The organism is Acidovorax sp. NB1 (assembly GCF_005405905.1).
Classification (GTDB): domain Bacteria; phylum Pseudomonadota; class Gammaproteobacteria; order Burkholderiales; family Burkholderiaceae_C; genus Acidovorax.
The window spans coordinates 197,437-217,890 of sequence record NZ_BJHU01000021.1 but is presented as its reverse complement, the minus strand read 5'-3'; the positions used below and the strand labels follow the sequence as shown (position 1 = coordinate 217,890).

At 60.7% G+C, this 20,454-nt stretch carries 16 protein-coding genes; 1 reads left to right on the top strand and 15 read right to left on the bottom strand.

Annotated elements, in window-relative coordinates:
* Positions 1-41 precede the first annotated feature (41 nt).
* The 5 genes from AvAM_RS09305 to AvAM_RS09285 form a co-directional block, all read right to left on the bottom strand.
* Positions 42-494, bottom strand: a complete 453-nt coding sequence (locus AvAM_RS09305) for a hypothetical protein (protein ID WP_137746789.1) — start codon at positions 492-494, stop codon at positions 42-44.
* 20 nt (positions 495-514) lie between these two features.
* On the bottom strand, positions 515-763 hold the full coding sequence (locus AvAM_RS09300) for a hypothetical protein (protein WP_020200504.1): 249 nt from the start codon (positions 761-763) through the stop codon (positions 515-517).
* A gap of 16 nt (positions 764-779) precedes the next feature.
* Positions 780-1,988 (bottom strand): XRE family transcriptional regulator, encoded by a 1,209-nt coding sequence (locus tag AvAM_RS09295; RefSeq protein ID WP_137746788.1) that lies wholly within the window; start codon positions 1,986-1,988, stop codon positions 780-782.
* The gene (locus AvAM_RS09290) at positions 1,985-2,635 is read right to left on the bottom strand and encodes an alpha/beta hydrolase (protein ID WP_249368031.1); all 651 of its coding nucleotides are present in this window, start codon (positions 2,633-2,635) and stop codon (positions 1,985-1,987) included. The genes AvAM_RS09295 and AvAM_RS09290 overlap by 4 nt, the downstream gene beginning before the upstream one ends.
* A gap of 140 nt (positions 2,636-2,775) precedes the next feature.
* Positions 2,776-4,347 (bottom strand): AAA family ATPase, encoded by a 1,572-nt coding sequence (locus tag AvAM_RS09285; RefSeq protein WP_249368029.1) that lies wholly within the window; start codon positions 4,345-4,347, stop codon positions 2,776-2,778.
* A gap of 146 nt (positions 4,348-4,493) precedes the next feature.
* On the opposite strand from AvAM_RS09285, the gene AvAM_RS09280 reads away from it, so the two are divergent.
* Entirely contained in the window at positions 4,494-5,252 is a 759-nt protein-coding gene (locus AvAM_RS09280; protein ID WP_137746785.1) for a helix-turn-helix transcriptional regulator, read from the top strand.
* 18 nt (positions 5,253-5,270) lie between these two features.
* On the opposite strand, the gene AvAM_RS09275 is transcribed toward AvAM_RS09280, so the two are convergent.
* The 10 genes from AvAM_RS09275 to AvAM_RS09230 form a co-directional block, all read right to left on the bottom strand.
* A complete protein-coding gene (locus AvAM_RS09275) occupies positions 5,271-6,137 on the bottom strand; it encodes a hypothetical protein (protein WP_137746784.1) in 867 nt (288 codons plus the stop codon).
* Complete coding sequence (locus AvAM_RS09270; RefSeq protein WP_137746783.1) at positions 6,137-8,890, bottom strand: hypothetical protein; 2,754 nt, start codon at positions 8,888-8,890, stop codon at positions 6,137-6,139. Before AvAM_RS09270 ends, AvAM_RS09275 begins: the two co-directional genes overlap by 1 nt.
* The gene (locus AvAM_RS09265; protein WP_137746782.1) at positions 8,890-9,501 is read right to left on the bottom strand and encodes a hypothetical protein; all 612 of its coding nucleotides are present in this window, start codon (positions 9,499-9,501) and stop codon (positions 8,890-8,892) included. Before AvAM_RS09265 ends, AvAM_RS09270 begins: the two co-directional genes overlap by 1 nt.
* Positions 9,498-10,757, bottom strand: a complete 1,260-nt coding sequence (locus AvAM_RS09260; protein WP_137746781.1) for a hypothetical protein — start codon at positions 10,755-10,757, stop codon at positions 9,498-9,500. Before AvAM_RS09260 ends, AvAM_RS09265 begins: the two co-directional genes overlap by 4 nt.
* A gap of 458 nt (positions 10,758-11,215) precedes the next feature.
* A complete protein-coding gene (locus tag AvAM_RS09255) occupies positions 11,216-12,256 on the bottom strand; it encodes a restriction endonuclease (RefSeq protein ID WP_137746780.1) in 1,041 nt (346 codons plus the stop codon).
* 166 nt (positions 12,257-12,422) lie between these two features.
* Positions 12,423-13,415 carry an Abi family protein gene (locus tag AvAM_RS09250; protein WP_137746779.1) on the bottom strand — a complete coding sequence of 331 codons (993 nt, stop codon included), beginning with the start codon at positions 13,413-13,415 and terminating at the stop codon, positions 12,423-12,425.
* A 21-nt stretch (positions 13,416-13,436) separates the two neighbouring features.
* The gene (locus AvAM_RS09245) at positions 13,437-15,044 is read right to left on the bottom strand and encodes a type I restriction-modification system subunit M (RefSeq protein WP_137746778.1); all 1,608 of its coding nucleotides are present in this window, start codon (positions 15,042-15,044) and stop codon (positions 13,437-13,439) included.
* On the bottom strand, positions 15,041-16,180 hold the full coding sequence (locus tag AvAM_RS09240; RefSeq protein WP_137746777.1) for an AAA family ATPase: 1,140 nt from the start codon (positions 16,178-16,180) through the stop codon (positions 15,041-15,043). Before AvAM_RS09240 ends, AvAM_RS09245 begins: the two co-directional genes overlap by 4 nt.
* Positions 16,177-17,454 (bottom strand): restriction endonuclease subunit S, encoded by a 1,278-nt coding sequence (locus AvAM_RS09235; RefSeq protein ID WP_137746776.1) that lies wholly within the window; start codon positions 17,452-17,454, stop codon positions 16,177-16,179. The genes AvAM_RS09240 and AvAM_RS09235 overlap by 4 nt, the downstream gene beginning before the upstream one ends.
* The gene (locus AvAM_RS09230) at positions 17,444-20,440 is read right to left on the bottom strand and encodes a type I restriction endonuclease subunit R (RefSeq protein WP_137746775.1); all 2,997 of its coding nucleotides are present in this window, start codon (positions 20,438-20,440) and stop codon (positions 17,444-17,446) included. Before AvAM_RS09230 ends, AvAM_RS09235 begins: the two co-directional genes overlap by 11 nt.
* Positions 20,441-20,454: the final 14 nt, after the last annotated feature.

The following is a 20,454-nucleotide window of genomic DNA, read 5'->3' as shown; positions in this document are numbered from 1 at the left end:
GTCGGATTACCGTAACTACCGTAATTACGGTAACTGCAGCCCTATGCACGCACCCGGAGATGGCGGCATGAATAGCGCTGTTGGCCCCAGGATACGGCGAAGGTTTCTGAAACCTCGTACCACTTGCCACCCGGATGACCACCGCCATGGTTCTCCCCCATGCAGGAGCATTCGCAATGAAAACCCCCAGCGTTCCAGCATGCTGAAGCGCATTTCTGGTGCTCCCGGTACAACTGGATCACGTAGACCTCTTGGTGTCGCCTCAGCGCAAGTTTGATCACGCTGTCGAACCACGCCGTCGGAATTTCCCAGGCTTTGAACTGCGCGCACCAATCTGGCTTCAGGCGTCGGCCATCCCGCAGCCACTCCATGTTCCCTTGGTCAAACGGAACGCGCGCCAAGGCCGGGAGTGGCTTATTGCGCTTAAAGATGACCGGGATTCTTCCCTGCCGCCAGAGATCCTTCAGTTGCGAGTCGCTCAGATCCTGTGACATGGGGGACTCGACTCCCTGGCTCAGCGCTGCTTGTTGGCTTGGGACAGGACCGAGGCCGCCAGTTCTTTCGTCTCTTTGGCGTATCGGTCGCTGGCCAGAACGCGTGCGGCCTTGTCTTCCATCTGGGCACCGGTCTGTTTGTCGCCGCTGCGCTGAGACAGTGCCGAAGCAGCCAGACTCTTGGCCACTTGCGACGAACTGCTGCTTTGCAGCGTTTCCGACGCCAGCCGACCAATTCGTGAGGACGTCTGCTTAGTGTTCTTGGACATCGCTGCTCCTTTCACATCAGGATTTGGAGACGGGCCGGAATGGCACCACCTTATTGCCTTGGGCTGGTTGGTCATCAACGTGCTTCTGGGTTGCTTTCAGTCGCGCAAACTCCACGACATTGGTTTTGCCCTGGAAGTAGCCTTCGGGCAATCCGGCGAGTGCTTCCACGTCTCCCGCCGCCAGCCCGATGTGCCTCGGGATGGCTTCTAAGGGCATGACCTTTTCTTCGACCAACAGATCAATGGTGCGACGAAGCAGGCGTGGCTGCTCTGGTCGGCGATCCTCGTCTCCGGGTTCCGATTTCGCACCCCACCGCGCAGAGCGACGCTTGAAAAGCATCAGAGCGCCATCTTCATCCAGCATCTCAAGAGCCTTGAGCCGCATGATGATCGCCGCCGCCGATACGCCCCAACGGCGCTTGAGCAGCAACAAGTCATCCAGAGTCGGTGGCACACGAACTTCGCTGGCGAACGTTTCGGCTGGCAGCAAAAATGCGCCTGCGAAGCGGTGCGCCTGCTGCTCCATCAGTTTGTGGCGTGCGCTGTCAGTCGTGCGCTGAATATGACGATGCAGTACAAGATGCCCGATTTCGTGGGCAAGGTCGAAGCGACTGCGGTAACCATTGTCCTTGTCGGCGGACAGGAGGATCAACGGTCTGCCCAGTACCTCACTCCAAGCCGACAGCCCTTCAATCTGGGCAACGCCGGTTTCCTCCCGAACGAGGATGACCCCAGCGCCTTCCACGGCCAGAGCCAAGTCTTGAATCGCCGAGCGGCCCAGACGCCAAAGATCCCGGCATTCGCAGGCAGCCTTCTCGATGTCCTCGTTAGTTATCTGCTCCGGCTCGGTGTAATTACGCGATGGCAAATTGACATCGGGGTAGTCAACGTACTCCATCAAGGCAGCCGCCACGTCTTGGGCCCATTCAAGGCGGGCCTCCAGCATGGCTCGTGCAGCGACGTGCGCTGAAGCGTTGCTGCGAAAAAGCGGCAACGACAACTTCGCCCCGGGCGCACGCGTAAACCATTCCGGCGTAACGTTGACCACGCCAGCAAGGCGTTCAAGCGCGTCACGCTCGGGCGCTTGCGTTCCTGCGCGCCACTTACTGACGGTCGCCGGCGAAACGTCGACCATTGAGGCCAGCTGGACTTGAGTCAGGCGACGGGCCGCAAGAATTTGGCTGAGTCGATCCTTCTGAAATCCTTGTACACCGCCCCTGCTCATGATCCTGTTCCGTCTTTGTCTTGTTGTTTGCCGATGTTCTTCTTCAGCTTCGGCACAGCCAAATCGTCCTGGCCTGCTGTCGGCTGCTGGTCGTAGCGCTTGATGAATGCATCAATGGGTTCCCGGAAAAGCCAGCCTTGCATGTGGCGATCTGGAACCGCGATTTCGATGGAGACGGGTGTGTCCGGCTGGCTGTGAAGCGACCCTGCAAAGCAGGCCACGACGAACACAACCGCTTGGGATGGCTCCACGTAGCCTGAAAAGAGTCCGGGTTGAACCAGTGGCTCGATGGCTGCGTTCGCCAGGGACATCTGTTTTCGGGTTTCGCTACGCCGCCCGCTGTTCCAGACCCCATACTTGGTGTTGAACCGTGCCAAGGTGAAGATCCCTGACCGGCCTGTGACGATCTGATTGCCGCGTAGCGGTGAAGGAGATGCGTCGGCAACGGCGAGTGCGCGATGGAAGGACTCATTCATATGGAAGTGGCGCAGCTGCCCCACCACACTGGGCAAGTGCCCGTCGTCCATCCCCCGCGCTGCAGCATAGGCACGTTGAGCGCCGACCAGTTTGGCCTCCTCAAGCCCCAGAAGAAGCTGACGCGGTATGTTCTTCACGAGAAGCTCGTGGATCGAGTCTTGGTGACGCATGGTCAGTCCTGGCATCTGAGTTTATTTCGCTATCGCTGAGTATGCCACAAAAATGTTTCGTTTAAAAGCCGGTCTTCCTAAAAGCTTGAGGCTTCCAGCCTTGTGATGGCGATCCGCTCATGGAGTTGTTGCGCCTGCCCTTAGGCTGGCTTGGAGACTACCGCCGTAAACCCAATGCTTCTCCTCACCTCACACGATGCCTGTGGGAGGTCTTCAGACAAGATCCGGCAGCGCTCGGCGCGGGCTGCTTTGCCGAGTGCTCGCTTCAGCGTCATCCCAAGGCTACGCGGCGGAAGTCCTTTGAGTCGATCCACAACCTGCTCATCCAGTGCTGGCTCAAAGGCCCCACCCCATGGACTCTCAGCCCGCATGCGCCCATAAATCTGTTGAGCGATGTGAGCCATCTGTGCGGCCGTCGGGGCCTGCACATGCAGCACCGTCATGCGCGACAGCAGCGGTGCAGGGATGCTCTCGATGCTGTTGGCCGTGGCGATCCAGTTCACGTGGCTGGCGTCGATGGCAAAGTCGCGAATCGAAAGGTCGATGAAGTCGCGTGCACTGCGAGGTTCCAGCAGGGTGTAGAGCGCCGCGAGCGGGTCGTACTGACGTTGCTGGTCGGTCTTGTCGAGCTCGTCCAGCACGATCACCGGATTGGCCAGCGGCTGGTAGGCCAGCAGCTCAAACACCACGCCGGGCTCCGAGTTCGACCAGAACGATTCCGATCCCGCCAGCGGTGAGCTGGATTGGGTGCTGGCCATGTCGATCACACGGAAGGGAAGGCTCAGCCGCGCAGCCAGCCAGCGGGCGGCCTCTGTCTTGCCAATCCCGGCAGCTCCGACCAGCAGGATAGGCGACCATGCCACGCGGCCATCGCCCATCGCATGCAGGGCGAAGTGGTCGTGCAGTACCTCGGCCAGCTCAGCGAAGTTGGGGAAGTCGCGCTGGAAGTCTTCGATCAGCTCTGTCCAGTCATCGGGTAGCTCACCCAGCTTGCGGCGTTCGTGGCCAGCGGCCCTGATGCGCTCGGCGATGTACTGGGCCCGCTTGGCCTTCTCGTCGGGCTTGGCGCGGTGGCGCTCGACAAAGCTGCGCAGGCCTGCGGCGTCAAGAAACGCGATTTGGGGTGTTGCCCGAGGTGCCTGCGGCGCGGGCTGATCCGGCGCCGCTGCCGGTGGCTTCATGTCGGGCAGCGACTGCACCAGCGCGTGTACTGCATCGTCGATGGACGGATCGAGCGGCTCGCCACGTACCGACTTCTCGGGCTTGGTGGCGGCCGGCAGTAGCCCTGCCGCTACCGCGAGTTTGTGATTGCGCTTGAGGTCTTCGGCGAATAGGCCGATGGTGGCCTCGTGCTGCTTGCAGCGGACTCCCAGGCCTGCGTTCGCATCGCCGCCAATCACGGGCGCCGAGCAAACCGGGCAATGTTGTTGGGCGGAATGTCGGGCGGCCTCGATCAGATCCAACAAAGCCCTGTCCCTGTTCACGCTGGCGCCCACCAGTTCCACCCGCAGGCTGAGCTTGTCGCGCTGGTTGGTGGCGCAAAACAGCGGCAGGTGGCGGTAGTCGGCCGGCTTCATCAGCAGCTCGCACTGACCTACGAAATGGGCCAGTACCGCCAGGTGGCCAGGGGCGGGCTCCACCACCTGCTTGTCCAGCCATGGGTGCTCGGCTTTCAAGGCTGCCAGGCTCGCTTGGTAGGCGGCGCGGCTCATGGGGCGACGGCTGTTAGGACGAGTCATGGCGGCCTCTTTTGATTAACTATAAATTACTATAACAATGTCAGGCGCGATGATCCAGTGTTCGCTTGCCGCGTTAGTCTTGGTTATAGTGATTTACTGTGATTCTTTTGGAGGCGGACATGTCTGCCTTGAGCAGCGAGCAACTCCCCATACTGGCCGGCGCGCTCTTGCGTCTGCGAGGCCTCACGTTGGCAGCGGTGTTTGACGCCACGGGCATTCGCGCGGCCAACCTGTCTGCATGGCTTAAAGGCAGACCGCAGGTCATCTCTGCGGCGCGCGTGACGGCGTTGCTTTACCACCTGGGTGTCCAAGGGGGGCAGCTTCGGTCGGACATGGTGCACACCTGGAGCGACCAAGGTGAATGGGCACACCTGCGCACCGTTTTCAACCTGCTCCAGGCGCCAGTGGCGCCCCGATGCTTGTTTCTCGATGAGCATCCTGGCATGTCCCATACAAGATTCCTGCAGTGGGGCGAGGCATGGGTTCGGCTGTCTCTCACGCCGGGGCCGACTGCGCAGGACGATTTGGCCGCGATGGTCAGCCCCGACCGAATGATCGTGCTGCCCGTTGCGCTGGAAGGCATCCCCACGCAAGACCCGCAAGCGACCGCTTCTGCGCTCTTGAGCCTCGCCGAGCAGGGTGGGCAGGAGATCCCCACTGGCGAACTGGCCCATGGCTTCATGCAACGCCTTGGAGCGCCGCCTGGGCAGGACTTTGTGCTCACGAACGGCGACTCGTTGGGCTGGCGCATCTTGGAGGTGAGCTTGCGCAGTGCGATGCGCAGGGGGTTGAGCCCCACGCAATTGGCGTTAAAGATCGAGACGATGCGTCTCGATGAAGACGACTTCCCCCGTCCAGGCAAAGCCAAACCTGGCTGAACTGCCGAACGAACGCGACTAGGACGAGGGCAGCCAGACCGCTTCCTGCTCCAGTGCCATCCCCAGGTGTTGCATCTGCTCGGTCAGCTCGCGCACGGGCGCTGGTAGTTGCGCCACGGCCTTGGTGAAGTGGCGCAAGGTGTCCCGCCATAGCTGCACGCTGCCATAGCGCGCCAGCTTGGCTTCCCACTGCGGCATCAGCCAGAAATCGCAAGCATCGCCCAGCGCTTCACGAAGTCGCGCGAAATTGCTCAGGCCCACGCCGTCATAGTCGGCAAAAAGGATGACCTGGCTGGCACGGGGGCGATGACCCAGCCACGACAGTAGCCTGCCGTCGAGCTGCCCTCCGTAGTACAGCAGCGAGGCCTGCGTGCCTTCGGGCAGCCAGTCCGTGCGATCAAACAAGGCTTGGTTCTCGACGAGCCAGAGCGCTTGCTCGGAGTGCCAAGCGTCATCTGACTGAATGCATAGTGAGGCCGCACCGAAGTCGCGTGTGGCAGCACTCAGTACCAACTCCGAGCCTCCTTCGGCCTCATGCCAGCTGACCGCGTCGCCGACCGCCTTGAGCAGCGGGTAATAGCTGCCGTGTTGATGACGCCGGGCTTTGCTGTCGCGGGCATGGGCCACGTGCTGTGCGCGCAGAGGCAGTTGTTCGGCGATAGACGGCTCAAGCCGAGGAGAGAGCTGCGAGACGTGAGTGTCGAACACCGCCTGATCGCAAACGCTGTACACGTCTCCTCGGCCCTGGCGCAGACAGTTCACGGCACCTGTTCGCCGGGCAAATTGATCCAGAGCCATGCGCTGTGCAGCGGTGAACTGGCTGGCGGGTAAGGTGCTTTTGCCTTGCAGCTTGAGCAACGCCGCGCGCAGGGCCTGCTCCGTCATCAGGCCTCCACGGGTTCGATGATCTGCCAGCTGAAGCGGCTGATCTGGTTGCTGCCCTGCCGATGATGAATGGGCACGCAGTAGCGCACGGTGGTCAGCGGCGCCGGGGAGGCGAAGATCAGCGAGAAGCCGAACTCGGCAGCGGTCTCGATCAGACTGCGCTGGTTGCGCGCATCCAGCGCCAGGGCTTCGTCCAAATAGCAAATGCCTTGGATCGGGCGCCGCTGATCCTGCATCAGGTGCAGCATCGCCAAGCCCGTCACCAGCTTGGCCATCAGCACCGTCCCGTTCGAGGCGGCGCTGTCGAGGTCATCAAAGGCTTCCGGCTCGCGACCCGCCTTGCCCACCCAGAAGCGCAGACGGAACAGGTCGGCCACGCGCAAACCGTGGCGGGCGTTGCCTTCCTCGATGAGCAGGGTCTTGGCACGGTTGAGCTGGTCATCATCCAGCACGCTCTGCTGGTTGAAGAGCTCGAAGGTCTCGCCATTGCCGACTGTGGCAGCCGTGCTGATGAGCAGCTCGATGGCCTCGACAAGCGCGGTTTCGTCTTCGGGTTCGATCTTGAAGACCGCCAGATCGGAGAGCTGGCGCCCGCTGATCTTGCGGTTGAACTCGCGCATCCGGCGTTTGAAGGCGGCCAAGCCATCGCGCAGTTCGCGCAGGCAAGCGGCCACATTCACCACCGCCGACCGCACCTTCTTTTCCAGGGCCTCAGCCTCCTGAGGCAGGTGATGGGCGAACTCCACCAGGCGCGCGATTTCTGCCTCGGGCTCACCGACGAACTGGTACTTGGTGAGCCCGCCCGTGTGGATTTCGCCCAGCAGTCGGCGGATCTGGTCGTCCAGTTCCAGCAATTGGCGGCAGTCAGCCTGATAGGTCTGCAGGCGCTCGGCCAGCTGTTCCAGCGCGAACTCCGGCTGCGCCAACCAGGGGTGGTGGGGTGAGTCGGACAGCCAGGTGAACGGGCCTTCCTGATCGATGCGTTGGTTGCGGCGTTGCTCGATCTGCCGGTGTTGTTGCCCGAGTGAATCCAGATCCTTCTGCCTCTGTTGACGCTGCTGATCCAGCGCCCGGTACCGGGCAGCCGATTGCGCCAAACTGGTGGCCAGCTCGGCGAGCTTCTGGTCGAGTGTCACAAGCCGTGCTTGCCGCGCAGCGTCGCTGCCTTGCAGGGCCTGCAACTGGCTGTAGTCCCGCAACTCGGCGTCCAGCTGCACAAGCTGCTGTTCCAATCCATCACGTTCGCGTTGGACAAGTGCCAGCGCTTGTGCCGTCTCCAGCTGCTCTTTCAGCTGCACCTGCTGTTGCTGCAAATCCCGCAGCAGCTCGCCCAGCTCGGCCAGGCCGCGCTGTTGGTGCTGCTCAGGCAGGGCGGCGACGCGCAGCTGCAGGCCCGGCAGGCCAGCATGCTCACCATTGGCATCTCCCAAAGCCTTGGAGAGCGCCTGGCCATCGAGCTGGAAGTCTTCGGCGCCCAAGGTCAGCACGGGTCTGGCCAGCACCTTGTTCAGCGCCGCCAATTGATCGGGCGGCAAAGCGCCTGCCAGCTGCTGGTAGAGGTTGTGGCCTTGGGTGCGCATCTCCTGTGTCAGCTGGGCCAGCTCTCTGTCCACACGGGAGAGATCGCGTTCGATGGATGCCGGTGGCCGGCTTTGCGCTTGGCCCAAGCGGACCACCAGAGCATCTCGTTGTGCCTGCACGTCGCGGCGGCACGTCTCCAGAACCGCCCGGCTTTCCACCAGAGCGAATCGCTGTTGCAATGCTTGCAGCTGTTGGCGCTCCTGGCGCAGTTGCTTCTGCTCCAGCTCCCACTGGCTCTGCTCCCGCACGGCCTGGCGATCCTGCTCTCGCAAGCGGTCCAGCTCGCCATCGCACTGCTGCAGCTCGTGCTGAAGGGCTTGCTGGCGTGACTCGAAGTGCTGCTGCCACTGGCACAGGGCCTCGTCGATCATGGGCCGCCAGCACAGCAGCTTGCCGCGCAGGGTCAGTCGAGCATCTTGCTTGCGCTCCAGTTCAGCGAGGCTGCCTTTGAGGCGTTCGGCGGCCAGGTATTGACTGCGCTCCGCGTTGAGGTCGGCAAAGGCCTTGTCCCACTCCGCCTTGAAGTCGATGCTGGCATCCGGCAGATCACGCCGGAAGATTTGCAGAAGGTAGTCTTTCACCTCGCTGGACCGCAGCTTGTCCAGCCGCAGCGTCCGGGTGAGCACACGCTGGAAGACGCTGGCGTCACTGGCGTGCTCCAGGCGGAACACGCAGAAGTCTTGTGATCCGCTGAGCTTGCGATTCCGGCCGCCATACACCATGTCGGCGAACTCGCTGCCGCTGTAGCTGAACACGCGGCGCCCATGGGTGGCCAGATGGCTGGCCAGCTTGGGCTGTGCCACAAGCGAGCCATCGGGCAGGCAGAACTCTTCCACCTTGAGCGGGCCGGCGTAGGCAAAGTACTCGTACTCGAAGCTCACACCCTTGCCGACACACCCGAGCACCACGGTGCCGGATTCCGGCAACGACACCTCCAGCAGCACATAGGCGCTGTTGTTGGGGAAGTAAAACCGCCGGCTCTTCTCCACGTCGTGCGCGCCAAAGTCCATGCGGCGCCGGTCAATGATCAGCAGGAACTGCAGGGCATTGATCAGGCTGGTCTTGCCCGTGTTGTTGGGCGCCACCAGGGAGACTGCGCCATCCAGCGGAAGCTCGGCGCGGGAGTAGCCTGCGCTGCCAAGCAAAACCAGGCGTTGAAAGCCGTGCTGCATCAGTCGCCCTCCTCGTCGTTCAGCACCTCGTCGCCGCTCTCCTCAGGGGCAGCGTCCGCCTCGTTGTCGTCATCTCGGGAGGCTGCGGCCAGGCCCTCAAAGTGGTCCAGGTAGCGGCAGACGGCGGGCAACAGGCGCCAGCCTGCCGGCTCCGCCACTGCGAATCCCAGCGTGCAGGCGCGGCCCAGCAGATCGATCAGCCCATCGGGAGACAGCCCTTCGGCGTCCAGTAGGTCTTTCTGCTGTTCGTGCACCTCGGCCAGCCATTCCCGATCAACGAGCCAGTCAGTGAAGCGTTGTAGCGCTTTGCCGGCATTGGCTTGGGCGTCGAAGATGACCATGAACAGCAGCGCCAGTTGACGGCTGACCTTGCCGATGTTGCTGCTGGCATCGGTGCTGTGGAACCAAGCAAAGCCTCGCGCATCCACGCGCAGCTCAAAGCCCAGCGCTGCGAAAAGACCTGCGTAGGCCGGTTCGTGCTGCTCAAGTTCGGCCCAAAGTGCGGGCTCGGCCATGCGGTTCAGGTGCTTGCCGGACATGAACAAGCGGAAGAGCTCGGCCAGTGCTGGCATCTGCGCCAGTTGCGGCGTCAGTGGATGAGGCGTTGTCATTCCGGAATGCTCACGCGGTGAGGATGGTGCAGCACGCGGATGGTCTGCAAAGTGGTGGTCTCAGGATGCGCACTGGCTTCGATCTGCCAACTGCCCTCGTGCTGCAGCTCATGGAACAGCCGCAGCAGCGTCGCATCCTGCAGATGACCGTGATGGGTATGCAGCCAGTCCAGCAGGTTGTCCACCGGGAGGCTGCTTCTCAGCTGCTGCCGGATGCCCACCTCGTCCACGTGCTCCAGCAGCGGCGGGGCGTTGCCAGGGTCATCTTGCGGGAAGGCCACCGACTGCGGTTGGTACTGCTGCGCTGCGGCCATCACGGTGCGCACCTCATCGCCCAGCTGCAGGCGGAAGCCCCGCTCATTGCGCCAAACGGGCATCTCGGTGCCGACGGTATGCCGCGACAAGGCTCTGCGCAGGCCCCGTTTGCGAACTTGGCCCAGCAGCAGGCTGACGGCACTGGTCAGCGCATTGTGTTGACGCATCTCCTCGCGCAACGGCAGCACCGTGTCGGCGCACTGTTGAGCGATCAGACGGCCAAATCGCCGCAGCTCCTTGGCCTGGTGCGCCACCTGCCTGAGCTGCAGGCGATGCGAGTACAGCCCGCCTTGAACCGACAGCTGCTCAAAGGCGAGATCGAGCGAGCGTTCGGCGTCTTCCAGGTAACGGTAAAACGTGCCTTGCGGGCCGGTGTCCATCATCTGGTTCATCGGCTCCACGTAGTGGTCATAGGCCTCCAGCACACGCCGGTAGCGCTGGGCGATGGGCATGCTGGCGTCGGCGCTCTTGGCGTCTTCGGCAAGTTCCAGCAGTGCGTGGCGGTCTTGATCCAGTTGCAGGCTGATCTGGCGGAAGAGTTCAGCGAGCTTGTTGGCAGCCCCCCGCGTCCGATCCATGTCGGCAGCCTGCATGCCCTCGTTGAGAGCCTCCGTGGCCTCGCGGATGGCAGCAACGCGTGCTTGAAGCACCGCAGCCAGACCGAGCTCGTGCTCGCGAGTCAGCCCGCGCACGAAGTCCAGCACGTACGCATTGAGCTGCAGGTCGCTGCTGCGGGCGCAGGGTTGGAGGATGTCTGCATTCACCATGGCGCGAAGGGCTGCCCCCTGTGCCTCGGCATCCAGCTGCGGTGCCACCTTCGCGATGCAGCCCAGCACTTGTTCGGTGGTGAGCACCGCAAACTCGCGGGACAACCTCACCAGGACCTCGACGGTGTCCCAATGGTTGTACAAGGCGTAGACCAACGAACGGGGATTGGCCATGTCAGGTCAACCTAGCTGCAATGCTGGCACGGCGCACGGGGTGCGAACCCATGCCTCGTGCTGTCCCCCACTGCCGCCCATGGCGGCAATCCGGCCCGTGGCCGCAGCGAGGATTCAGCCTGCTGCCTGATCTGGACGCAGCCTTTCTCTGCAGTGTCCCCAGCTGCCGCTGCCCACCAAACCTGTCGGCTTGGCGTCCAGCGGCCACATTCTTTGAGCTCGAAGAAGCGAACTCAAAGAATGTGTCGAATGCGGTGGGGACAGCCTCCCTGCGACCGTGCGTCCAACATGAATGTGCGACAGACGGTGCCAACCCTTGCGCGAAGACCGGTGCCTGCTTTGTGCGAAGCAGGTGGGGGCAATGTGCAAAGACGTTGGCGACAGCGTGCCGTGAACTGTGCGAACAGTGTGGTGACATCCGGCCGAACAAGGTGCGAACACCTCGCCTTGCTTGGCTTTCAAAGCACCTCATCTTGCGATGCCACCATCCACACCCGCTTCAGTGGCAGCTCGGCCTTGAGGTCTTCATCCAGACGCTCGTACTGCTCGAACAGCTGTTCGAGCAGCTCCTTTTGCGTCCAGAGCCGGAGCCGGAAGAACTGGGAGGCCAGCTCCTTCTGCACGTTGCCCTTGAAGCCACCCCAGGCCACGAACAGGCCCTGATCAGCATTGAACTTGGTCATGGCGCCCAGCAGTTTGTCCACCGGCTCGCGGCCAATCGGCGAGTCCTCAGACTTCACCTCCACGCACAGACGCGGCGCGGAAAACCCCAAGGGGCCAGAGCCTGCAAGGATGTCTGCACCGCCGTCTGCTCCTTCCGGGCTGCGGTAGGTGGTGTAGCCTTGGGCTTTCAGGATGCCCTCAACCAGTCGGGTCAAGCCGTGCCCCTTGAAGCGAGCAGCAACAAGAGCGGCGATCTGGTCGCGTGCCAACTCGTCCAGGTCGGCATCTGCGGCCTCGACATCGGCGGTCGTTGCCGTCGCTGCCTTGGCAGGTGCTGCCAGCGTTTCTGCCTTCCACCCATGGGCGCGCATGGCAGCGATGCGCTGCTCGGCGTTGTTGCGCTGGATACGGCAGATGGTGAGAAACGCCCCGAAGGAAAACAACAGGTCCTTGCCAAAGTGCGTCCGGGGGATGGCTTCGCCGATCCACTTCACAGCTCGCCAGTGGAAGAAGGGGTTCGGGCCAGCCGTCTCGGCGTGGTAGTCCCCCGTGATCTCACCGATGTAGACCGCAGGCTGCGTCTTCAGGGGCAACACTACGAGGTCGCCCTTCTGCATCTCGTGGGCGAAGGGCCAGACCTGACTGACCCAGTTCAGCACAGCCTTGGGCTTAGCCTCCGGGTAGCGCTGGGTCATTTCAGCGGTCAACTCGCTTCGCTGCTGCAGCTTAGACAGATCCAGGTTCAGCTCATCCCAGGTCACATAGACCCTACCTTCCTGGATGAACTTCTGTTCGTATTCGCCGTGAGATCCAGCGCGAATCAACCAAATTGCCATCTTTTCCTCCCTAATTGCGCGCTTTCCTAGTCCTTGGCGCACGTCTGCGGACAAGTACGGGCGTTGACGGTACCGGCCCGGTAGCCTAGAATTCGTATCAACACGGCCCCTCTCGGTGACTCTGCTTCGGCAGAGAAGCTGCTGAGGGGTTTTTTATTGCCTGTGCTCACCAGTCTGCCTCCCACGCACCAGGGGCGCCCATGCCCGCCAGGTTCAGGCCGAGGTGAGAGAGATCGGGGAAGGCGAGCAGATGCGCTTTCATCCGATCAGGCCAGCTCGACCGAGGATTGACCACGCCCAGCAGATGTCGGGTGATCTTCAAGAGCAAGAAGCAGCGCGCCCGCGCGTGCGCATCGGTCTCAAACGGTGTGACCCAGGCCTGCTCTGCAGACGACGGCAGCTTCGGCTGATCGACGATGTTCCGATTCCAGAGACGGCTGTGGTGCGCACAGACATTGCGCAGATAGTTCAGGCTTCGCAGCCATGTCGCGAACACCCGGCCGTTGCTCACGCCGTACTGGCTGGCAATCGCGTCTTGCTCGGCCTCGCGAAGGCCGTTGAACAGCGTCGAAAGCGTGCCGAAGTCCCACACCTCGCAGGCCACCCAGATTGCCAGTGGTAGGCCATATTTCGTCCGGTTGTGCCGAACGAATTCTTCCCTGGAGCGGCCGATCAACTGGGCATGCTTGCCCAGCCACTCGTGGTGCCGGGTGAGGCCGGAATCCTTGTCCAGCTTGACGCTGAACTCGTCGTGGAAGAGCTCGGGCTTGAGGTAGGCAAAGCGGTCAAGTTGCCCAAGGGTGTGGGACACGTCCACGCGCAGCGCGACTTCGATGCGTTCCAATGCGTCCATGACCAGCAGCCGAAGCTGCTTGTCAAAGACGTACAGGTCCACCGCATTCTGGAAGGTGGTCCCAGCCCGGAAGGCATCAAGGGCGATGCGCTCTTCGCGCACCTTCTTAGGCTTGCGACCGTGCTCATCCAACAGGCATAACGGCTCGCTGCGTTCGCGGAACGCGAACCAGTAGCCGCTGAGGCGGTAATAGCCAATGCGCTCCAGGTAGTCCAGCGCCCGAGCACGGTCGGTGACGACCATGCCCCGGCCGATCAACTGGTCCAGTTGATCGGCATAGCTCTTCCAGGGTTTGGGATAGCTCACGCGGTCGGCCTTTCCGGAGAGTCAGGGCAGCAATGGCAGCCCCAGCTCCTTGAGGAACTCGTTGTGCTGCTGTGTGGCGGTCTTGATCTTCCGATCCAAAGCCACCAACTCCTCGTGCACCTTTGCCAGGTCGATCTCTTCTTCGTCTTCCGCAGTGCTCACATAGCGCGAGATGTTCAGGTTGAAATCGTTCTTCTCGATTTCTTCCATGCTCACCCGGCGCGAGTAGCGCTGCTCTTCCTTGCGGAACTGGTAGGTGCCGATGATCTTGTTGATGTGCTCAGGCTGGAGCACGTTCTGCCGCTTGGCCTTGTCGTACTCCTCGGCGGCATTGATGAACAGCACGTCGTCCGGCTTTTTGCACTTCTTCAGCACCAGGATGCAGACCGGGATACCCGTGGAGAAGAACAGGTTGGCCGGCAGGCCAATCACCGTGTCGATGTGCCCATCCTTGAGGAGCTTGGTGCGGATGCGTGCCTCGGCGCCGCCACGGAACAACACCCCGTGCGGCAGGATGATGGCCATCACGCCGTCCTGCTTCAGGAAGTGGAAGCCATGCAGCAGGAATGCGAAGTCCGCAGCCGACTTGGGCGCCAGGCCATAGTTCTTGAAGCGCATGTCCTCGCTGAGCGATTCCGAGGGCTCCCAGCGATAACTGAACGGCGGGTTGGCCACCACCGCATCGAACTTCGGCATCTTGGCCGGATTGGTCTCACGCAGGTCATCCCACTCGTTGAGCAGGGTGTCGCCGTGAAAGATGTCGAACTCCGAATCCTTCACCCCATGCAGCAGCATGTTCATGCGCGCCAGGTTGTAGGTGGTGATGTTCTTTTCTTGCCCATAGATTTTGCCGATGCCGTGCGGCCCCATGCGGTGGCGCACGTTCAGCAGCAGCGAACCAGACCCGCAGGCAAAGTCCAACACGCTGTCCAGGTGCGAGCGCTGGCCCGTGGCGGGCTCTTGCCCGTCCAGCGTGACGATGGCTGACAGGATGCTGGAAATGGGCTGCGGGGTATAGAACTCGCCCGCCTTCTTGCCTGAGCCTGCTGCGAACTGGCCGATCAGATACTCGTAGGCATCGCCCAACGTATCGCTGTCAGTCGAGAACTGGCTCAGCCCGTCTGCAATCTCCTTGATGATCTTGCACAGCTGGGCATTGCGCTCCGTGTACGTCTTGCCCAGCTTGTCCGAGGCCAGGTTGATCTCAGAGAACAAGCCCCGGAACGTGCTGGCGAAGGATTCAGTCTCGATGTAGCCCAGCCCGCGCTGAAGCGTGTTCAGCAACATCGCATCTTGGGTGCGTGCCATCTCGGCGATGTTGCCCCATAGGTATTGAGGTTCGATCACGTAATGCACCTTGCGGCGCATCTGCTTCTCGAACTCCTTCACGTCGCCTTCGTTGGCCTCGTACCAAAGCTGCAGCGGCGTAGTGACTGAACCGTCGATCTGCTTCGGGTAGTCTTGGCCCAGTTCCTTCTTTGCGGCGGCCTCGTAGTTGTCCGAGAGGTAGCGCAGGAACAGGAAGGCGAGCATGTAGTCGCGGAAGTCGTCCGCGTTCATGGCACCGCGCAGTTGGTCCGCAATCGCCCAAAGGGTCTTGCCTAGTTTTTGCTTTTCGTAATCGGTCATGGTGTACCTGCGGGTGCGGCAGCCGGAGCAGGCTGGGAGAACAAATCGGGGTTGAATGGGTAACGGCTCAGGAAGCCATTCAGAATCGTCTTGAAGTGCTCCTTGTTCTCGTCCCCCATCGGCTTGGGTTCGAACAAGGAATAGTCGCCGTGGCTCAGGATGTTGATGAGCCGGGCATGCAGCACGCCTTCCGGGTCGTCCGCATCGTCGGTTGGGATGCAGGCCGAGAACTTCGAGAAGCCATGGAAGCTCGCTGACTTCTCCAGCACCGAGCGCAGCATGTTGAAGTGGTAGGTGTACAGCTCGCCCGATTGCGCCGCCTGGTACAGGTCCGTCAGCACCGCCACATGGTGAAAGAACGGGGTCGCCCCGGTGTAGGCCAAGGTGTATGAACCATCCGTTTTGGATCGCGACAAGAAGTGCGCCGAGACCTTCTTCGACTTGCGCGCATCCAGTTCGTTGTGCATCACGTTGAAGAACAGCGGATGGTGCGACGAGATAACGACCTTCAGCGGGTTGTCTGCTTTGTTCAAGAGCTGCGCCAAGTGGTTGCCCACCGAAATGGCGTTGTGCTCATCGAGCGACGAAATCGGGTCGTCGATGTAGACGTACTTCACCCAGCGGTAAGCCTCAATCTCCGGGTCCATCGCCAGCCGCATGACGGCGAGGAAGAAGCACCAAACAAAGATGTTCTCTTCCCCACGAGAGACCTTGATGTTGTCGATGACCTGCCCGTCCACTGTGCGCGAAAACCGCACCGCCCATTCCTGGGTGTCGATGCGGAAGTCAAAGTCCGCATAGCGCTGCAGCAACGGGCGGATGCGGTTGTCCATCTCCAACTCTGCCAAGCCGGCGAAGAAGCGCGAGCTGGCGTTCAGCGTCAGCTTGCGGTCGCTGTCACCCTCTAGGTCGTTATCCCAGTGGAACAGGTCCTCGGTGAAGGCATTGAAGTACAGGGTGTCACGCGCTTCTGCGTTGGCGCCGCCTTGTTTTCCAATGTCCTTGAAGGCCATGGACAGGCGCGTCTTGCCAGTGCCGTTGTAGGCATACAAGACGATAGTCTTTTTATTCTCCAGTTCTCGGCGCAGATGCGAGGCCACTTGTGGCAAGTCGGCGAAGGTTTGGCCCTGTTTCATACACCCACCCGGCTTAGGTCGGGAAAGAGCCGCTGCATCAGTCCCTTCTTTTGAGTTTTGATCGCATTAACTCGTTTAATTTGGGCGGTGATGAGTTGGTCGACTGATAGCAGGCAGTCCGCGATTCGATTTTGCTCAGCTAGTGGGGGGCATGGTAGTTTAATCTTCGCAAAATCGTCGTAGTAAAGCCGCAATCGATCCTCCGTCAAGCCTCTTGAATGGGCAGTTAGAATATGAAGGAGTTGAGGTTTCTTCAATAGATAAAAGTAAAAGAATGGATTGATGCCTTGTGGCTCAAGAACAATGTACGCGGGGCTAACCATGCAATTCTCAGGGGCAACGCCTAAAGCGCCTTGCCACATCCGCATCATGTTGTAAGCAATATCGCCTGCGCGTGCCGTCTTGTTGACTCCAGCCACTGCTGTATCTTCAATTTTTCGATCTAGCGAGGCGCGCGGGACCATCCCGTCAGTCATCGTTACCGAGTAAATTGGAAGATCAGATCTCCCGCGCTCGATCCGATTGGTGAAAACATCTCCAGCTGGAACTTTTGGCCAGGCACTACCGTCATCAAACTCCGGAAACCGTAGCTCGGGGATAGATCTTTCAGTGCTCGGGAAAAGCCTTTGCATCAAGCCATCTTTATGCAGCCTGAGGGCTTCGAGCTTTTTGACTTCTCCGGCAATCGTGTTATCCAGCGAAGACAGGCATTCACCAATGTGGCGCTGTTCTGCTTGACTGGGTGTCGGAATCTTTATCCCAAGAAACGCTTCCTTGCTAATATTTAGTAGGCCATTGCTTCGAGCGCCGCTGGTAATCTTCTTTTTGAGCTGGATCCCATGAATATTTTGCTCAAAGCACTGCCGCAAAAAGCTATTTTCATACCCGGCTTTTGGTCGGAAGCAGATAAATACGTTAGGCGCAGCTGCTTCACCCCAGCCCTGAAGGTCGTATACGCATCCTTGAGGGAATTTGAGTGAATTTCCCTTGTTGTAAACAAAGTCACCGTCTCGTACCACGGTATACATCCGATATTGGTTGCCCGAGATGTCGCGGCCAAACTTCTCGGCCTGCGGGACAAATCCGATACCTGCCGAGATGCTGACTGGTGTGAGGGTTCTGTCGCCGACGCGCTCCTCGACTGGCGTGGAAATGTCTGCGAGCGTTGGCGCACTCCACTGCCCAGCATTCAAAAATTCCGGGAACCGCAGCCGAGGGACCAGTCCTGGCCCGTTCTTGTCTTCGCGCATGGCGCTCTTTTCCTTATTGTTCATACGCACTCAAACCTGAAATCTCTCGCCCTTGCGCCAGTTTGTGCAGCAGCGGCGTCAGTTCTTCCATCAACGCCAATTCCTTCTGTGTGCGGGCCTTCCAACTCAGATCCAGTGGTGCCATCAACTCGCTCAGCGCTTCGCCATCAAAGATGCGGCGGCGCAGCACGCCATCGACGAAGCCTCGCAGCGCATCAGCTCCCAGGCCATGGCGTAGGGCCACCTCTGACAGCACCCGGCTCTTCTTTTCGGCCTTGAAACGATCAAAGCCTTTGCGAATGGCGTCTTCGTCCAGCGCCTGTCCCACGGGCAGGCCACGGATGTACTCGGCGATGTCGTCGCGGTCGTCGATGAACTTGGCATCGGCTTGGATCAGGCCGATGAGTTGCTCGCGGTTCAAGGTCAGCTTGCCGGGCTTCTGCTGCGTCATGCGCGCGATCAGGCCCATGATGTAGTCGTAGTCGATCACCGCCGAGGCGAAGAGCACGAACTCGAAGTCGAGCTGCTGCACTTCGGGCGGCGTTTGGTCGCGGTCTTGCAGGGCCTTCAAGCGCTTGGCGGTCTCCAGGTATACGCCCTTGAAGCCCAGCATCTGGTCGGGCGGCACGATCCGGGTGATCTGCGTTTTCTGCTCTTCCGACAGGTCGGTGTATTGGTCCAGCTGCGTTTTAAGCCGCTGCACTTCTTTGAAGAGGTTGACGAACTGGCTGCGGGCGGCGTCGCCCTTCAGGTTCGCGACTTCCTCTGGGGCGTTCGTCAGGCCTTGTGACTGCATGAAGTCCGCCAGCTTCTGGGTGGCGGCTTGCAAGGTGTCGATGACCTTGGGCGCTGGATCTACCAGCCAGATTTCACGCGGGTTGTTGGTCTTCTCACCCGAGAAGAGCGCGATGGACTCTTCCACGGGCTTTTGCTGCTGGCGGAAGTCGAGCACGTTGCCGTAGGGCTTGCTGTCGTTCAAGACGCGGTTGGTGCGGGAGAACGCCTGGATCAGGCCGTGGTACTTGAGGTTCTTGTCCACGTACAGCGTGTTGAGGTACTTGGAGTCGAAACCGGTGAGCAGCATGTCCACCACGATGGTGATGTCGATCTTTTGGCTGTGCGGCAGATCGGCATTCGGGTACTGCTGGTCTTTGATGCGCTTCTGCACATCCTGGTAGTACAGGTCGAACTCAGCAATGCGGTGGTTGGTACCGAAACGCGCGTTGTAGTCGGCCATGATGCGCGTGAGCGCGGCCTTCTTGCCTTCGGGGTCCTGCTGGTTGTCGGCCTTCTCCTGCGGCAGGTCTTCCTGAATCTGCTGCACGTCCTTGTTGCCTTCGGCAGGGGGAGAGAACACGCAGGCCACGTTCAGCGGGACGAAGCCGTCATCCTCAGCCTGCTTTTTGTCCTGCAGTTCTTTGAAGGCCTCGAAGTACTCGATGGCGTCATTGATGCTGGCGGTGGCCAGCACAGCATTGAACTTGCGCCCGTTGGTGGCAGCATCGTGCTTGGCCAGGATGGTCTCGATGACCTTGGCTTTCGGCAAGCCCTCGCCCGGCTTGGGCGGCTTCTTGCCCTCGGGCTTGAAGAAGTCGATGTGGAACTTCAGGACGTTCTGGTCCTCGATGGCGTGCGTGATCGTGTATTCGTGCAGGCATCGCTGGAACAGGTCATCCGTGGTGCGGTAGCTGGCCTGCTGGCCTTCAATCTGTACGGCCGTCGCGTTGTCCTTGAAGATCGGGGTGCCAGTGAAGCCAAACAACTGGGCCTTCGGGAAGAACTCCTTGATGGCCTTGTGGTTGTCGCCAAACTGCGAGCGGTGGCACTCGTCGAAGATGAACACCACGCGCTGCTCGCGCAGGGGCTCCAAACGCTGCTTGTAGGTCTCCTGGCCCTGCTTTTCCTTCTGCTTGTTGCGCTTGCTGTTTTCGTCCAGCGCCAGGCCGAGCTTTTGGATGGTGGTGACGATCACCTTGTCGGCATAGTCGTCAGACAGCAGGCGGCGCACCAGCGCCTCGGTGTTGGTGTTCTCTTCGACGCAGCCTTCCTGGAACCGGTTGAATTCTTCACGTGTCTGGCGATCCAGGTCCTTGCGGTCAACCACGAACAGGCACTTGTCGATGTCCGGGTTGTCCTTGAGCAGGGTGGACGCCTTGAACGAGGTCAGGGTCTTGCCTGACCCCGTGGTGTGCCAGATGTAGCCGTTGCCGCAGTTCTGGTGGATGCACTCCACGATGGCTTTGACGGCGTAGATTTGGTACGGCCGCATCATCAGCAGCTTCTGCTCGCTGGCCACCAGCACCATGTAGCGGCTGATCATCTGGCCCAGGGTGCACTTGGCGAGGAACTTCTCGGCGAAGCTATCGAGCTGGGTGACCTTCTTGTTGTCCTCGCTGGCGAACTGGTAGACCGGCAAGAAGCGCTCATCGGCATTGAAACTGAAGTGCCGGGCGTTGTTGTTGGCGAAGTACCAGGTGTCGGTGCGGTTGCTGACGATGAAGAGCTGCAAGAAGCAAAGCAGCGTCTTGCCATAGCCGTTGCCGGGGTCGCCCTTGTAATCGACGATCTGCTGCATGGCACGGCGCGGGCTGACCGCCAGCGTCTTCAGCTCGATCTGCACCACCGGCACGCCGTTGATGAGCAGCATCACGTCGTAGCGGTGATGGCTGTTGTCGGTGTTCATGCGCAGCTGGTTGACGACCTCGAAGTCGTTCTTGCACCAGTCCCGGATGTTCACCAGGGTGTAGTTCAGCGGCGTGCCATCGTCGCGCTCGAAGGCGTTGATGTTGCGCAGCGTTTGTGCCGCCTTGTAGACATCGGGCGTGATGATGCTGTCCAACAGGCGTAGGAACTCGCTGTCGGTCAACCGCACTCGGTTGAGCGCTTCGAACTTGGTGCGGAAGTTAGCTTCCAACGCAGCTCGGTCGCGAATGTCTGGGCGGTAGCTGTATTTGAGGTCACCGAGCTTGGCGATCAGGTCAAGCTCGATTTGGTGTTCTGTGGTCGTCATGAATCTGTTCCTGC

Bases quoted from the DNA above. Each gene is read 5' to 3' on its own strand.
- AvAM_RS09260 (WP_137746781.1), bottom strand. From the start codon at position 10,757: ATGGCCAATCCCCGTTCGTTGGTCTACGCCTTGTACAACCATTGGGAC.
- AvAM_RS09300 (WP_020200504.1), bottom strand. From the start codon at position 763: ATGTCCAAGAACACTAAGCAGACGTCCTCACGAATTGGTCGGCTGGCG.
- AvAM_RS09255 (WP_137746780.1), bottom strand. From the start codon at position 12,256: ATGGCAATTTGGTTGATTCGCGCTGGATCTCACGGCGAATACGAACAG.
- AvAM_RS09280 (WP_137746785.1), top strand. From the start codon at position 4,494: ATGTCTGCCTTGAGCAGCGAGCAACTCCCCATACTGGCCGGCGCGCTC.
- AvAM_RS09270 (WP_137746783.1), bottom strand. From the start codon at position 8,890: ATGCAGCACGGCTTTCAACGCCTGGTTTTGCTTGGCAGCGCAGGCTAC.
- AvAM_RS09290 (WP_249368031.1), bottom strand. From the start codon at position 2,635: ATGCGTCACCAAGACTCGATCCACGAGCTTCTCGTGAAGAACATACCG.
- AvAM_RS09275 (WP_137746784.1), bottom strand. From the start codon at position 6,137: ATGACGGAGCAGGCCCTGCGCGCGGCGTTGCTCAAGCTGCAAGGCAAA.
- AvAM_RS09285 (WP_249368029.1), bottom strand. From the start codon at position 4,347: ATGAGCCGCGCCGCCTACCAAGCGAGCCTGGCAGCCTTGAAAGCCGAG.
- AvAM_RS09235 (WP_137746776.1), bottom strand. From the start codon at position 17,454: ATGAACAATAAGGAAAAGAGCGCCATGCGCGAAGACAAGAACGGGCCA.
- AvAM_RS09240 (WP_137746777.1), bottom strand. From the start codon at position 16,180: ATGAAACAGGGCCAAACCTTCGCCGACTTGCCACAAGTGGCCTCGCAT.
- AvAM_RS09305 (WP_137746789.1), bottom strand. From the start codon at position 494: ATGTCACAGGATCTGAGCGACTCGCAACTGAAGGATCTCTGGCGGCAG.
- AvAM_RS09245 (WP_137746778.1), bottom strand. From the start codon at position 15,044: ATGACCGATTACGAAAAGCAAAAACTAGGCAAGACCCTTTGGGCGATT.
- AvAM_RS09265 (WP_137746782.1), bottom strand. From the start codon at position 9,501: ATGACAACGCCTCATCCACTGACGCCGCAACTGGCGCAGATGCCAGCA.
- AvAM_RS09295 (WP_137746788.1), bottom strand. From the start codon at position 1,988: ATGAGCAGGGGCGGTGTACAAGGATTTCAGAAGGATCGACTCAGCCAA.
- AvAM_RS09230 (WP_137746775.1), bottom strand. From the start codon at position 20,440: ATGACGACCACAGAACACCAAATCGAGCTTGACCTGATCGCCAAGCTC.